Source organism: Phenylobacterium sp. (genome assembly GCF_004799395.1).
In the GTDB taxonomy this organism is placed as follows: domain Bacteria; phylum Pseudomonadota; class Alphaproteobacteria; order Caulobacterales; family Caulobacteraceae; genus Phenylobacterium.
The window spans coordinates 1-14,659 of the sequence record NZ_SSMZ01000109.1; the positions used below are offsets into that span (position 1 = coordinate 1).

Genomic DNA, 14,659 nt, shown 5'->3' on the forward strand with positions numbered 1-14,659 from the left:
CGATTTGCGCCACCTGATCCAGCAGGGCCTGTTCCGCGAGGACCTGTTCTTCCGCCTGAACGTGGCGCCGCTGCGCCTGCCGCCGTTGCGCGACCGGCCGGACGATATCCCGGACCTGGCGCGGGCCTTCCTGCTGCGCGCCAACCGCGAGGGCTTGCCGTCCAAGACCATCGACGCCGCGGCCCTCGACCGGCTGAAGCAGCACCCCTGGCCTGGCAACGTCCGCGAACTCGAAAACCTGGTCCGCCGGATCTGCGCGCTCTACGGCGAGGACCTGATCACCGCGCGAATCATCGAGCGCGAGCTGGCCGACCAGCAACCCGTCGTGCAGGGCGAGGACGGGCCGGCCACCCTGGCTCAACTCGTCGAGCGCAAGCTCTCCAGCTATTTCGCCGACCAGCCCGACGGCCTGCCGCCGGCCGGCCTCTACGACCGGGTGCTTGAGGAGGTGGAACGGCCGCTGATCCAGCTGACGCTCTCGGCCACCCGCGGCAATCAGGTTCGCGCAGCCGAGATCCTCGGCCTCAACCGCAACACGCTGCGCAAGAAGATCTCCGACCTCGGCGTGGAAATGCAGCGCGGCCGGCGCTGAGGCCCCCCGCGGCTTCCTGACGCTTCCATGCAACAAGGCTGTTGAGTTTAGGGCACAGTCGCTTAGGCTCCGCCCTCAATGGCGTTCGATATTCGACAGTGGTTCGCCCGGGCCGGCGCAGGACGCGTTTGGCAGGCGATGCAGTCCCGCCTGGTGCTGGGCATCAGCTACGGGATCGCCGCGGCCCTGACCGGCCTGGCTATTCTGCTCGCCGCCTCGCCGCCATCGACGGGCCCCCTCGGGCCGGCCAGTCAGCTGATCCTGACCGTGCTCGGCCTCAACCTGATTCTGATCCTGGCGCTGACGATCGTCCTCTTCCTGAGGTTCGCAGCCCTGTTCGACGCCCGCGAACGCGACGCCGGCGCGCGGCTGCAGGTGAAATTCGTCTTGTGGTTCGCCACCGCCGCCGTCGCCCCGGCGCTGGTGGTCTTCCTGTTTTATGGCGTGCTGGTCACCCGCGGTGTCGACAGCTGGTTCAGCAAGCGGGTCAACACGGTCGTCGAGAACTCCGCCACCATGGCGCGCTCCTACGTGGATGAGCAGAAGCAATACATCAACGACCACGTCATCCCTATGGGCCAGGACCTGAACCACGCCGAACCGGCGTTCGAGGCCAGCCCCATCACCTTCAGCCACTTCCTGGGTAACCTGGCCAACTTCCACGGCTTTTCGGCGGGCTACCTGATCGACCGCGATGGACGCGTTCTGGCCCGGGCCGAGGCGTCGGATGCGCCACCGCTGACCTTGCCGCCCGCCTCCAGCTTCAGGGCCGCCGACCAGGGCGATATCTGGGTGTGCAACGTCAACTGCGGCGACGTGATGACGGCGGTCTACAAGCTGCGCGCCTACCCCGACGCCTACCTCTACATCGTGCGCCCGGTGGAGAAGGGGATCGTGCGCCATCTGGTGGAGGCCGACGCCAGCGTGGCCGCCTATCGCGACGCCGCCCGGAACCGGGAGCGTATCCAGACGATCTTCGCGCTCAGCTACGCCGAGACGGCCCTGCTGGTGCTGGTGGGCGCGATCTGGCTGGGGTTGAGCGCGGCCAATGCGATTTCGGGGCCGGTGGCGCGGCTGGTGCAGGCGGCGGGCAAGGTTGCTGGCGGGGATCTCAGCGCCCGGGTCGATGCCGAAAGCGACCCTGAGGAAATCGCAGTCTTATCTCGTGCTTTCAATAGCATGACGCATGATCTTCAGGCACAGCAGGAAGCCATCCGAACGGCCCACGAGGAGGCTGAGCGCCGCAGGCAGTTCATCGAGACCGTGCTGGCCGAGGTGAGCGCAGGCGTGATCAGCCTGGACGCCAAGGGTCGGATCTCCGCCGCCAACCGCCAAGCCGAGCTGTTGCTGGGTCAGGGCGATACTCCCAGCAGCGGCCGCAAGCTCTCCGATGTCGCTCCCGAGATCGCCGCCATCGTCGCCCAGGCCGGCCGCGGCGAGGCCGAAGAGGAGGTCGACCTGGCGCGCGGCCGCGAGACGCGGCGCCTGCGCGTGCGGGTCAGCCGCATCGAGGGCGGCCTGGTGCTGACCTTCGACGACATCACCCGGCTGATGAACGCCCAGCGCAACGCCGCCTGGCGCGACGTGGCCCGCCGCATCGCCCACGAGATCAAGAACCCTCTGACCCCGATCCAGCTGTCGGCCGAGCGGCTTCGCAAGAAGTACCGCAAGGACATTGCGCCTTCGGAGCTCGAGACCTTCGACCGCTGCAACGACACTATCGTGCGTCAGGTCGACGCCATCCGGCAGATGGTCGACGAGTTCTCGACCTTCGCGCGCATGCCGGCCCCGAAGTTCGCGGAGCAGGACGCCTCGGAGCTGATCCGCGCGGCGGTCTTCGCCCAGCGGGTGGCGAGCCCCGACATCGACGTCGAATTGGTCGAGCCGGTGCCCGAGGTCCGCCTGCTGGCCGACGAGCGGATGCTGACCCAGGCGCTGACCAACATCCTGAAGAACGCCGCCGAGGCGGTGACAGCGCGGCGCACCGACAAGCCCAAAGGGCGGATACATGCGCGCCTGGTCTGCGACGACAACGGCGTGGCTTTCGAGATCGAGGACAATGGCGTGGGCTTGCCCGCCAAGGACCGCGACCGGCTCACCGAACCCTATGTGACGACGCGCGAGAAAGGCACGGGACTCGGCCTCGCCATCGTCAAACGAATCCTGGAAGACCATGGCGGCGAGCTGGAGCTTACCGACGCCCGCGAGGGCTCAGGCGCGCTGGCCACCTTGCGTTTTCCGCCCTCGGCGCGGGCGCGGCCCGCATCGAAATCCGCAACTGTGACGGCGTGAAGGACTAGAGAATGGCGTCTGACGTTCTGGTGGTCGACGACGAGGCCGACATCCGCGACCTCGTGGCGGGAATCCTCTCCGACGAGGGCTATGCGGTGCGCACGGCCAACGACTCCGAGTCGGCCCTGGCCGCGGTGCGTGCGCGCAAGCCCGCGCTGTTGATCCTCGACATCTGGATGGCGGGCGGCGGGATGGACGGGCTGGAGCTGCTCGACCTGGTCAAAGACCTCGACGGCGACCTGCCGGTGATCATGATCTCCGGCCACGGCAATATCGAAACCGCCGTGAGCGCCATCAAGCGCGGCGCCTATGAGTTCCTGGAGAAGCCCTTCAAGTCCGACCGGCTGCTGCTGGTGGTCGAGCGCGCGCTGGAGGCCGCGGGCCTGCGCCGCGAAAACCGCCGCCTGCGCACCCAGGCGATCACGCCGGAGGGCATGACCGGCAAGTCCATGGCCGCCCAGCAGTTGCGCCAGATGATCTCCAAACTCGCGACCGCCAACAGCCGCGTGCTGATCTCCGGTCCGCCGGGCTCCGGCAAGGAAACGGTGGCGCGGCTGATCCACGGCGCCTCGGCCCGCACGCGCAACGAGTTCGTGCCGATCAGCGCCGCCGGCATGACCCCGGAACGAATGGACGTGGAGCTGTTCGGCCAGGAGGGCGACGACGGCCGACCGGCCAAGATCGGTGTCTTCGAGCGCGCCCACTCAGGCACCCTCTACCTCGACGAGGTGGCCGACATGCCCCGCGAGACGCAAGGGCGCATCCTGCGGGTGCTGGTGGACCAGAGCTTCCGGCGCGTGGGCGGCGACCAGGACGTGCATGTGGATGTGCGCGTGGTCTCCTCGACGTCCCGCGATCTGCGCGAGGAGATCGCCGCCGGGCGCTTCCGCGAGGATCTTTTCCATCGCCTCAACGTGGTGCCGGTCAACGTGCCGGGACTGTCGGAGCGGCGCGAGGACATTCCTGAACTGGTCGAGTACTTCATCGACAGGATCAGCGACGCCACCGGCATGCCGCGCCGCAGGCTGGCCGACGATGCCTTGGCCACGCTGCAGGTCCGCGCTTGGCCAGGAAACCTGCGCCAGCTGCGCAACAACGTGGAGCGGATGCTGATCCTGGCGTCCGGCGCGCCGTCGGACCCGATCACCGCCAACATGCTGCCGGCCGAGGCCATGGTGACCGACCAGGCGGTCAGCCTGGGCGCCGAGCGGATGATCGCGCTGCCGCTGCGCGAGGCGCGCGAGGTGTTCGAGCGGGAATACCTCAACGCCCAGATGTTGCGCTTCTCCGGCAACATCTCGCGCACGGCGGCCTTCATCGGTATGGAGCGCTCGGCCTTGCATCGGAAGCTCAAGTCCCTCGGTCTCTCCGGCGCGCGGGCGCTGGAGGAGGAGGTCGGCTGATGGGCCGGATCGCCTACGTCAATGGCCGCTACGTTCCGCACGGCGAGGCCGTCGTGCACATCGAGGACCGCGGCTACCAGCTGGCGGACGCCGTCTATGAGGTCTGGGCGTTGTTCGGCGGCAAGCTGGCCGATCCGGAGGGCCATTTCGCCCGCCTGGAACGATCGCTGGGCGAGCTTTCCATCGCCATGCCCATGAGCCGCGCGGCGCTGACCATGGTGCTGAAGGAGGCGGTGCGCCGCAACCGCGTCTCCGAAGGATCGGTCTATCTGCAGGTAAGCCGGGGCGTGGCGCCGCGCGACCACGCCTTCCCCAACCCTGAAGTGCGGCCGGCCATGGTCGTCACCGTCAGCCGTGTGGACCGCGCCGCCTCCGACGCCCGGGCCGCCAAGGGAATCGCCGTCGTCACCACGCCGGAGAACCGCTGGGGCCGCTGCGACATCAAAACGGTGGGCCTTCTGCCCAACGCACTCGCCAAGCAGAAGGCAAGGGCGGTCGGCGCTGTGGAAGCCTGGTTCGTCGACGAACTCGGCTTCGTCACCGAGGGCGCTTCGTCAAACGCCTGGATCGTGGACGGCGATGGGCGCCTGCGGACCCGCGACACCAACGCCAATATCCTGCGCGGCGTGACCCGCCACACCCTCCTGGACCTGATCCGCAACGAGGGATTGGAGGTCGACGAGCGGCCCTTCACCCCCGCCGACGCGGTGGCCGCGAAGGAGGCTTTCATCACCGGCGCAGGCTCCCTGGTGCTGCCCGTCGTCGCCGTGGACGGCAAACCGGTAGGCGATGGCAAGGTCGGACCGCTGGCGATGAGGCTCCGGCGTCTCTATATCGAGCAGGCGAAGGCTGCGGCCGTCTGAGCCGCGTCCGCGCGATTGCGCCTGTCGCAAATCCGGGTCTAGCTAACTTCCGTGTGTGGGCGGCGCCTTGGTCGCCCGATCAAAATAAAAGGGCGAAAAGCCGTGAGCGAAAAGAAACAGAACCTTCAGGACACGTTCCTGAACAGCGTCCGCAAGTCGAAAACCCCTCTCACCATCTTCCTGGTCAATGGCGTGAAGCTGCAGGGCGTCGTGAGCTGGTTCGACAATTTCTGCGTGTTGCTCCGCCGCGATGGCCAATCGCAGCTGGTCTACAAGCACGCCATCTCCACCATCATGCCGGCTCAGCCCGTCCAGCTGTATGAGCCCGGCGAAGACGAGAGCGATTGAAGTCCTCCAAATCCGTTGACCGCGAGGCGCCCGTGCAGGGCGCCATCGTCATCCACCCCGACCGCGACGGCAAAGGCGTCTCGCGGAGCGCGCAGGCGCGCCTGGAGGAGGCCGTCGGCCTGGCTCTGGCCCTCGACCTCGAGGTCCGCGAAACGCTCATCGCCAACCTGCGCCAGATCACGCCCGCCACCCTGTTCGGCAAGGGCAAGGTGGCGGAGATCGGCGGGATGATCGAGCTGGCGGAGGCCGATGTCGCGATCGTCGATGACGCGCTCACGCCCGTGCAACAGCGTAACCTGGAGAAGGCCTGGAACTGCAAGGTCATCGACCGCACCGGCCTGATCCTGGAGATCTTCGCCCGCCGCGCGCGGACCCGCGAAGGTCGGCTGCAGGTGGAACTGGCCAGGTTGTCCTACGAGCGTTCTCGCCTGGTGCGCACCTGGACCCACCTGGAGCGCCAGCGCGGCGGCTTTGGCGTCATGGGCGGGCCGGGCGAAACCCAGATCGAGACCGACCGGCGGCTGATCGCCGAGAAGATCCGCAAGCTGAAGGCCGAGCTGGACGAGGTGCGCCGTACGCGCACCCTGCAGCGTTCGGCCCGCAAGCGGCATCCGTACCCGACGGTGGCGCTGGTCGGCTATACCAACGCCGGCAAGTCGACGCTGTTCAACCGCCTGACGCGAGCCGAGGTGATGGCGGAGGACATGCTGTTCGCCACCCTGGACCCGACGTTGCGGATGTTGAAGCTGCCCGATGGCCGGCCGGCGATCATGTCCGACACCGTGGGCTTCATCTCCGACCTGCCGCATGAACTGGTCGAGGCCTTCCGCGCCACCCTGGAGGAGGTCAAGGAGGCCGATGTCGTGCTGCACGTGCGCGATATCGCCAGCGCCGAGAGCAACGCCCAGGCCGGCGACGTCCGCGAGGTGCTGAGTCGTCTGGGCGTCGACATGGAAGACCGCTCCATCCTCGAGGTATGGAACAAGCTCGACCTGCTTCCGGCCGACGACCGCGCGATCGTGATCGGCGACGCGCGGCGGGCCCATCCGCCGGCGATCCCATTGTCGGCGGTGACCGGCGAAGGCTGCGACGCCCTGCTGGACACCGTCGCCTCGCTGGTCGACGAGGCCCCGCCGGTGGACGTCTACACGCCTGTCGGCGAGGGCGCTGCGATCGCCTGGCTCTATCGCCACGGCAGGGTCCTGGAGCGCCACGAGGGCAAGGACGGCTCCGTGCGCCTGGCGGTCAGCCTCTCACCCCAGGCGCTCGGCCAGTTTGAGCAACAGTTCCCGGGCGCCGAGGTCCGCGCGCACTAGCGCCCGCGACGAAGGCGGCCGCCTCGCGCGCGAGCGCCTCCCAGTCGGCGCTCATCGCGGCCAGCACCCACTCCTTCATGGGCTTGCCCTTGTTGGCGTCGAAGGGCGCGCCATCGCCGGTGGCGATAAGGGCCGCGACGCGCTCGGCGGGCAGTTTCAGCATCAGCACCTCGCCTCGCACGGCGGCGAACAGCTTGCCCCTGACCATCAGCGAGTCGCGGGTAAAGCCGCGGCTCTCCGACAGGGCTACCCCGGGCTCGCCCGACAGCGCCCTCGCCGAGGCGCCGAAGCGTTCGGCCGGCGTGGTCACTGGGCCGCCTTGGCGCGCTCGGCGGCCTTCGCCTCGTCCCAGAGAGCATCCATTTCCGCGAGGTCCGACTGGTCCGGGGTCTTGCCGCGTTCCGCCAGCACCTTCTCGACGTATTGGAAACGGCGCACGAACTTGGCGTTGGTGAAACGCAGGGCGTCTTCCGGATCGACGTCCAGGGTGCGGGCCAGGTTGGCGACCACGAACAGCACATCGCCCATTTCCTGGCGGGCCTTCTCCAGGTCGCCGTCAGCGATCTCGGCTTTCAGCTCGGCGAGCTCCTCGTCCAGCTTGTCGACCACATGGCTGATGTCCGGCCAGACGAAACCGACACCCGCGGCGCGCTTGGAGAGCTTCACCGCGCGGGTGAGGGCAGGCAGGCCGACGGGCACGTCGTCAAGGAGGCTGCTGACGCGCCCCTGGCCTTTGCGCTCGCGTTCGGCCGCCTTCAACGCCTCCCAGCCTTGCTTCTGGTGGGCGAGGGAGGCGTAGGTTTCCTCTGCGAAAACATGCGGATGGCGGCGGACCATCTTGTCGTTGATGGCCTCGGCCACGTCGTCGAAGGCGAAGGCGCCTTGCTCCTCGGCCATGCGGGCGTGGAACACCACCTGCAGCAGCAGGTCGCCGAGTTCTTCCTTAAGGTCTGAAAGATTGTTGCGCTCGATGGCGTCGGCGACCTCATAGGCCTCTTCCACCGTATAGGGCGCGACGGTGGCGAAGGTCTGTTCCTGGTCCCACGGACAGCCGTCGGCTGGATCGCGCAGCCGCGCCATGATCGCCAGCAACCGGTCGATGGGCGGCATGGTGTCGGGTGGGGCAGGGCGCGTCATGGACGAATGAGACCCTGCGCCGCCGCGGCGCGCAAGCCGGGTGCAGCGTCTTTCAGGCCGGCTTCGGCTGAGCCGACGCGACCGGTCCAGCCTGTGGCTTCGCCAGCAGCATCAGGGACGGCAGGCCCGCGTGGATCACCATCAACCACCACAGGCTATGAGTGCCCACATAGGCCAGGGTGAAGGCCAGCGCCGAGGCCAGGCTGCCGGTGAATTGCTTGGCGTCCTTGTAGCCGTGGGCGACGCCGTAGGCCGCCGCAGCCACCAGCACGGCCAGGGGCGTTCCGAGCGACAGCGAGAGCGCCCACAGCAGATAGCCGCGATAGAGCACCTCCCAGGAAAAGCCGATCAGCAAGTTCCTGATCACGAACCCCGCGAGTTCGGTCCGCGTCGCCGGCAGCAGATCGAGGATGGCCTGTACGCGGCTATCGGCGGCCTTCATCGGCCCTCGCATCCCCGGCGCCATGGCGGCAAGGCCGATGACTGCGACGCCCAGCCCGATCTTTCCGGCCAACGGCAGGCCAAGACCCAGCGCGGCCCAGGGCCGGCCCCGATAGATCCACACCGCCAGAACCGGTACGATCAGCAGAAGCGCCATCGTGATGGTGCGCAGGTAACTTCTCAGCTTGAGGGCCTTCGGCGCGCCGCGCCGCTTCAGGCTGCGCCAGAGCTGGTAGGTGGGTACGAGGCCGACCAGCACGGCGACCAGCACGAGATCCAGCACAATGACGCTCCCCGCTTACAGCACGGCTAGGGAGCCTGAACCTCCGGCTCCCCTCAAGCGACGAAAACGGACGGCCTCAGTGCTCTGACGGCGCCTTGCCGCGGCTGAGCTCGTAGGCGAACTGGTCGAAGGTGTCCTCTGCGTCGGTCCAGATGCCGCCGCGTTGCGACCAACGGATGTCCGGCTCAGTATAGCTGTAATGGAGGGGGATCACCTTGCCATCGGGGCTCACCGCACGGCCCTCGATGGCCGCGCCGCCGATGCCGAAGCTGCGCATCGACAGGCCGGGTTTGTCGCTGAGCTGCTTGAAGGTCGGATGGTTCGGCGTGGCGTCGGTCAGGACCAGCTCGATCCGCGCGCCGTCATAGGCGCTGGTCTTGGCCAGCTTCTTCTCCACCGTGGTCTGCAGGGTCTTGGCCAGGTCGTCCACCTCGCGCACGCCAAGCGTCTCCTCGGCCTTGGTCTGGAGCTTGGGTCCGATGCTGACGCTCACTGAGGCGGGCGTCGCCAGTGCGGCCGTGGCGCTAGCCAGGACGGCGGCTGTGGCAAGGATCAGGGTTCGCATGGTCACCTCTCGCATCTCGCCCTCTTACCTAAGGTAAGTCTGCCACGCCCGGGCACAAGGCCACGCCTGTCGCTTAGTTCGTGCGGCGGAAGCCGACGCTGCGGCCGAGCGCCAGGCTGTCGTAGAGCTCGCCCGCGCGCACCACCTTGGTCACCCGCCGCAGGTCGCTGATATTGGCCAGCGGATCGCCATTCACCAGCATCAGGTCGGCGCGCTTGCCGACCTCGACGGACCCGGATTCGTGGTCGAGCTTCATAGCCCGAGCGGCGCCCAGGGTCGCGGTCTGGATCGCGGCGATGGGCGGCAAGCCGGCCTGGACATAGAGCTCCAGCTCGCGGTCGACGCCGTAGCCGATCAGGCCGGTGTCGCTGCCGGCGACGATCGGCACGCCGGCGTCGTAGAGCGCCTTGATGACCCGCCCGTTGGCCGCCATCCGCTCGCGGAATCGGCCCTCGTCGACCGGCCCGCCGAGCGCTTCGAACTTCGACGCGAGCACGAAGGGCGCAGCGCGCAGGCCGGGTTCGAACGACGCGGCGCTGACGCTCTTGGGATGCCCCGCCATCTCACCCCAGCCCTCCGTCGGGTCGACCACGATCTGGCGCTCTTTCATCAAGGTGATCAAATGCTTGGCGCGATCCGATGAAAGGTCGACCGGACCGTTGCTTCCCTCGGGCAGCATGGCGCGGGTGACGAACTGCAGGTGGTTGATCTGGTCCATGCCGTCGGCGATGCCGCCAAAGGCGTCCACGGCCGCGGGCACGTGACCGGTGACGGTTATTCCTCGCCGGTGCGCCTCGGCGCTGATCGCGGTCAGCACGTCGGGCTTCAGCTGGGTGTAGACCTTGATCTGGTTGAAGCCGGCGTCGGCGTAGCGGTCGACGGCCGCGACACCCTGCGCCGGCGTCTCGGCGTCGACGGCGCCGAAGCCGAGGGGACCGCCGGCGTCGATCAGGCCGGCCAGCAACAGCCGAGGACCCAGGGCGTGCTCCCGCTCGATCTTCGCGCGCACGGCGGTCAGGAAGCCGAACTCGCCGCCACAGTCGCGCGCCGTCGTGACCCCCGCCGCCAAAAGGGCGGGCCCGAACTCCACGCCGGAATAGTGCGAGTGCATCTCCCACAGGCCGGGCAGCAGCGACTGGCCCTCGGCGTGGATCACCTTGATCCCAGACGGCAGGGGTGTCGTCGCCCGTGCGCCCGCCGCCACGATCCGACCGTCGCGCACAATCACGACCGAGTCCGGAACCGCCGGAGCGCCCGTGCCATCGATCAACCTCGCACCGACGATGGCGAAGGCGCCGGTCGCCTCCGGCCGCACCTGACGATCGAGTTCGTCCAGGTCCGCCATCTCCTGGCGCACGCCGCTTACCACCAGATGATCAAAGGCTGGCCGATAGGCCTCAAGCACCTGCTCCTGCGGCAAGCCACCGGCGAAGGTCATAACCGCGGCGAGGCGGCCCTGGGCGTCCATCCAGAGCACCTCGCGGCCGAACAGCAGGTTGGCCACCGTGTAGCGGGTGAGCTTCGCTGGTCCGGTCGGCAGGGTGACGCTCTCGGCGCCCACCCGGCGGATCTCAAGCGGGGGCGCCTGGTCGCTGGCGCGCAACAGGGGCAGGGCGGCCGGTTCTCCGTGCGCCAGCCAGTAGCGCATCATCGCCATCTGCAGGGCCGCCGGCATGCCGGGAAAACCCACATAGGCGAGCGGCGGCTGGGCGAGGGTCCGGCGTCCGCCCGGCTCCTCGACTGTGACGGTGTCCGCAGCGATCTGGGTGCGCCAGACCTCGTCGGCCGCGGCGCCGGCGCGCTTCTCCTCGAGGAACGTCGGCGCAAACCCGCCGCCGGTCTTCAAGGTCCAGGTGCTAGCCCGGGTCGAGCCGCGGTCGGAGAGGGTGGCCGCGATGGTCGTGACCGAACCGCCGGAGGCCGCGGGACTTGCGGAATAGGTCTCCGACCCGATCTCGTGCAGCAGCGAAAATGTCGCGTAGCGCCCCTGCTCCCCGCCCGGAGTCGGGGCCGCTGGCTGGCCGCGCCCTGAGACCGCCAGCGCCGTCGTCAGGCTGAGAACGATGGCGAAGGCGGCAGGGCGCATGGCGTCTCGGTATCTGGAGCAACGGGGCAGGGGCCCGGTTTAGCCAGGGCCCGGACAAAAAACAGCCGCCCTAGACGCCCGGCGCGAGTTTCGTCTCCGAATCCTCGCCGAGGGCCTCGCGCACCGTCTGCACCATTGGCTGGGACGAGGTGGTGAAGGTCAGGCGATAACGCTCGAGGCGCCAGCCGGTCATGCTGACAAATTGCGCCGGCGTGAGACTGCCAAGCGGGTCGGGGACCTGTTGGTTCATCCAGAGGCTGTAGCGGGTGTTGGGCAGGATGAGGCAGGGTGTGCGGACAGTGCGCCGGTCAAAGGTCATCAGCATGTGCTGCAGATCGCCGGAATCCCCGCACGGGTTCGGCGTGCCTTGGTCGAAAACGAAATATCCGGCGCAGCTCATCGGCTGGTCGAAGGTGATGCGAAGGATCATCAGCCCCGGCCGCACCACGCCGCCCTCTCGGGGATAGGTGCTGAGGATCCGGGGCGCTCGCCCGCGCCATTCGCGCTGCGGCGGCACGCATTTGACCTTGGCGGTCACGTCCATTTCCGAGACCGTCTTGGGCTTCGGCGGCGCCAGCACCTCGAGTTCCGAGACGCTGGGCGGCTTCGGAGGGGCAAGCACCAGCAGCTCAGAAACCGCAGCGCCGGTCGCAGCGCCGACGGAGGCGGCCGTGCCGGCTTCCGGCTTGCCCGCGGCGAACCCGGGCCGATCGGCGGCGGGCCAGGCCGCTCCTGCCGGGAGGCCTACGAGAACGAGACTGACAAACAGGATCCGAGTGAACGACATCGCCGCCATCGCCACGCTTTCCCGCACCATCGGGACCCTTCTGTGTTTCGCCGTTATTTCGGCGCTGGCCGCTCGAAGTGCAGGTCCTTGATCGGGATTGGCGCGAATTCCGGCGGCGGCGGGTTCACCAGCGGATCATCGTTGAGGGACTCGCTGGCCGTGAGGATCTCGGCGCCCTCCGAGGTGCTGAAGCTGAACTCGTAGATATCCAGCGGCTTGCCCCGCAGGCTGTAGAATCGGCTGTCGGGTTGATCGCTCATGCGCACGCCGTAGTGGCCGTCAGCGTCGACGTGGCAGATGGCGCGGATGGTGCGCCGGTCGAAGCTGACCACCCAATGCTGGCGCGCGTCCGGGCACGGGGCTTGGAACGGCGGCCGGGCGGTGAAGAATCCGCGGCAGCTCATCGGCACGTCGAAGGTCACACGCAGGACCAGGACGCCAGGCCGGATCGTCGCGCCATTTGCCGGAAAGGTGCTGACCACCTTGGGCCACGGCGCCGTTGGATCGGCTTTGGGCTGAATGCACTTGGCGACCGGGGTGACTGTGAATTCGTCGACCGCGGCCGCGGGCGCGGCGACCGTAGCGTCCGGCGCAATCGGCTGGGCGACTGCGGTCAGCGGCGCACCAAGGACGACAAGGGCCAGGAGGATTTTCATCCCAACTCCACGGCGGCTGAAGCTCTTGGCGCTTCGAGGGTGGAGGGGGCGACGCCAGCCACGCCGCGCCGCCCGCTCAGGTGATCCATTGTCTACGCCGGATAGAGATGTCGCGGATTGAGCAAAATAGAGATGTCAGGCGCTGGCCTCTCAGGAGGGCGGCGGGCGGGCGCGTAGCCCTCACATCGCGCAGAGCCCGGCCGCCGGCCGATGCACGGGCGGGGCAGCTGGGTCTTTGTTTTCCGAGTGCGCCGTCAGGCGCGCGAGGCACGTAGGATTCCGCGCGCCTTGAGAACCTAATCGCTGTCCAAGCTGAAGGGCACCTTTCTAGCTTCATCGACCGTCGGTATAGACGAGCATCGAAATGCCCGAGGGTTGAGTTGTCCGAAACGCCTGAAACGCTGCACGTCGTACTGTCCATCAGCGCGCCTGGGCTGTTGAGGCAGGCCCTCAAGCTGGCTGGTCGAAAGGAAAGGGTCATCGGTTTCTCCGATTGCCTGGCGTGTGGTCCGATCAATCCTCCTGCGCCAGCCGCGCGCGTTCGTTGGATGGTCGATCAGCTGGGAAGTCTCCGGGAGGATTGGGCATGGCTGCCGCGAAGCGTTAATGCGTTTTGGAAGAGCGCTTCTGAGCCGGGGAGGCGTCGTGTTGTTTGGACGTCAAGCAGGTCTTCGAACGAACATTCTGCGTTCCTTGCTTGGGCGCATCGGATCGGCGATCAATCCTATGAGGTTATCGATCTCGCTGACGTCGAGGTCGAGCACGAGGCGACCGACGGAAGACGTTGGCGCGACAAGGCACTCAGTCTCGGCATGCTTGGTCCTGAACTGATTGCGAGGGAGGCTCTGTGGGACCAAGCCAAGCCTATCGATCCTGCCCAGCGTCGCGTCCACGGGGAGACCTGGCGTGGTCTGCAAATGGAAAATGCCCCCCTGAGGCTCATCGGTCCGGACGGGCTCGTTTCAGCGCCGATCACCGCGTTTGATCAAAGCCTGATCGGCCAGGCCAATGACCAATGGAAACGCGTGGCCTGGCTGATCGGTGGGGTGCTGGCGGAAGGAGATGGGCTCTACTTTCAAGTGGGCGATCACATCCTCGCGTCCCGGCTCGCCTATCTGATTCAAGCCGGTCATCTCGAATGTCGTCTACCTCCGCCAGGAGAAGCCGATCAGAGGGGATATAGATTCGGCACGTCATCCTTGCCGGTTGGTGCGGAGGTCCGGCTTCCGCAAGCGAGCACTACTCGACGCTGAACATATGCCCGCTCTGATCTCGCCGCTTCGGCGCTCTGATGCTCCGCTTGTCAGGCTCGTGCATGTCCTGGCTTTGCCGGATCAGGTCGAGCAGCGATCCCAGCCGCTTGTTCTCGGTGACGGCGGCCTGGTTGACCTTCCTGATCTTGTCGAAGGTGCGGTAGGGGAGGTCGACGCCGTCGTGGCGGATCACCAGGCGCCCGTTGGGATAGTCGTAGACGGTGACGCGCTTGCCGATCGCCGCCTGGGCGGCTTCGGTCGGCTCCAGAATGAACATCACCTTGTCGTACTGCAGGGTCAGCGCTTGCGAGAGGGTGCGCTCAACGCGCCAGGTGAAGGACTCATCGAGGTTGTCGCGGTCGGTCATGGGCCTATGCAGATCCTTGGGGTTGGCGGCGGGCTTGGCGAAGCGGGCGTTGTAGTCGGCCACAAAACCGGGGAGGAAGATGTTGCCGTCGGTGATCGAGCTGACGCTGGCGAGCCGGAGCTCCTTCACCAAGCGATCCTGCAGGGTCTTGTTGGCGCGCTCGACACGGCCCTTGGCTTGGCTAGAGTTGGCGCAGATGATCTCGATGCTGAGATCGTGCAGGGCGCGGCCAAACTGGGTCATGCCATCCGTGGTCGCGCCGGCGGCCCG

The 14,659-nt window shown here is 67.5% G+C and carries 14 protein-coding genes and 1 pseudogene; 7 read left to right on the top strand and 8 right to left on the bottom strand.

The features are described from left to right. From E8A12_RS07635 to hflX, 6 genes are all read left to right on the top strand, one after another. Positions 1-592 (top strand): helix-turn-helix domain-containing protein (locus E8A12_RS07635; RefSeq protein ID WP_293367323.1); only part of this gene is annotated, 592 nt, incomplete at its 5' end. 78 nt (positions 593-670) lie between these two features. Then, a complete protein-coding gene (locus tag E8A12_RS07640; protein ID WP_293367324.1) occupies positions 671-2,884 on the top strand; it encodes a PAS domain-containing sensor histidine kinase in 2,214 nt (737 codons plus the stop codon). A gap of 11 nt (positions 2,885-2,895) precedes the next feature. Beyond that, entirely contained in the window at positions 2,896-4,287 is a 1,392-nt protein-coding gene (locus E8A12_RS07645; protein WP_293367325.1) for a sigma-54 dependent transcriptional regulator, read from the top strand. After that, positions 4,287-5,150: a D-amino-acid transaminase gene (locus E8A12_RS07650; RefSeq protein WP_293367326.1), complete on the top strand. Its 864-nt coding sequence runs from the start codon at positions 4,287-4,289 to the stop codon at positions 5,148-5,150. The genes E8A12_RS07645 and E8A12_RS07650 overlap by 1 nt, the downstream gene beginning before the upstream one ends. Before the next feature lie 102 nt (positions 5,151-5,252). Continuing rightward, positions 5,253-5,498 carry an RNA chaperone Hfq gene (gene hfq / locus E8A12_RS07655; protein ID WP_293367327.1) on the top strand — a complete coding sequence of 82 codons (246 nt, stop codon included), beginning with the start codon at positions 5,253-5,255 and terminating at the stop codon, positions 5,496-5,498. Next, on the top strand, positions 5,495-6,814 hold the full coding sequence (gene hflX, locus E8A12_RS07660) for a GTPase HflX (protein WP_293367328.1): 1,320 nt from the start codon (positions 5,495-5,497) through the stop codon (positions 6,812-6,814). The genes hfq and hflX overlap by 4 nt, the downstream gene beginning before the upstream one ends. On the opposite strand, the gene E8A12_RS07665 is transcribed toward hflX, so the two are convergent. The 7 genes from E8A12_RS07665 to E8A12_RS07695 all read right to left on the bottom strand — a co-directional run bounded on the left by E8A12_RS07665 (position 6,744) and on the right by E8A12_RS07695 (position 12,769). Beyond that, entirely contained in the window at positions 6,744-7,124 is a 381-nt protein-coding gene (locus E8A12_RS07665; protein ID WP_293367329.1) for a hypothetical protein, read from the bottom strand. The two genes, hflX and E8A12_RS07665, sit on opposite strands and share 71 nt — an antisense overlap. After that, a complete protein-coding gene (mazG, locus tag E8A12_RS07670; RefSeq protein WP_293367330.1) occupies positions 7,121-7,951 on the bottom strand; it encodes a nucleoside triphosphate pyrophosphohydrolase in 831 nt (276 codons plus the stop codon). Before mazG ends, E8A12_RS07665 begins: the two co-directional genes overlap by 4 nt. 52 nt (positions 7,952-8,003) lie before the next feature. Then, the gene (locus tag E8A12_RS07675) at positions 8,004-8,675 is read right to left on the bottom strand and encodes a CPBP family intramembrane glutamic endopeptidase (RefSeq protein ID WP_293367331.1); all 672 of its coding nucleotides are present in this window, start codon (positions 8,673-8,675) and stop codon (positions 8,004-8,006) included. A gap of 76 nt (positions 8,676-8,751) precedes the next feature. Further along, positions 8,752-9,240 (bottom strand): hypothetical protein, encoded by a 489-nt coding sequence (locus E8A12_RS07680; protein WP_293367332.1) that lies wholly within the window; start codon positions 9,238-9,240, stop codon positions 8,752-8,754. A gap of 73 nt (positions 9,241-9,313) precedes the next feature. Next, complete coding sequence (locus E8A12_RS07685) at positions 9,314-11,326, bottom strand: amidohydrolase family protein (RefSeq protein ID WP_293367333.1); 2,013 nt, start codon at positions 11,324-11,326, stop codon at positions 9,314-9,316. A gap of 70 nt (positions 11,327-11,396) precedes the next feature. Further along, the gene (locus E8A12_RS07690; protein ID WP_293367334.1) at positions 11,397-12,143 is read right to left on the bottom strand and encodes a hypothetical protein; all 747 of its coding nucleotides are present in this window, start codon (positions 12,141-12,143) and stop codon (positions 11,397-11,399) included. Positions 12,144-12,166: 23 nt separating this feature from the next. Then, positions 12,167-12,769 carry a hypothetical protein gene (locus tag E8A12_RS07695; protein ID WP_293367335.1) on the bottom strand — a complete coding sequence of 201 codons (603 nt, stop codon included), beginning with the start codon at positions 12,767-12,769 and terminating at the stop codon, positions 12,167-12,169. 380 nt (positions 12,770-13,149) lie between these two features. On the opposite strand from E8A12_RS07695, the gene E8A12_RS07700 reads away from it, so the two are divergent. After that, complete coding sequence (locus E8A12_RS07700; RefSeq protein WP_293367336.1) at positions 13,150-14,022, top strand: DUF3658 domain-containing protein; 873 nt, start codon at positions 13,150-13,152, stop codon at positions 14,020-14,022. Here E8A12_RS07700 and E8A12_RS07705 read toward each other — a convergent pair. Beyond that, a pseudogene (locus tag E8A12_RS07705) lies at positions 14,009-14,659 on the bottom strand (ISNCY family transposase); the annotation flags it as partial. The gene E8A12_RS07700 and the pseudogene E8A12_RS07705 overlap by 14 nt on opposite strands.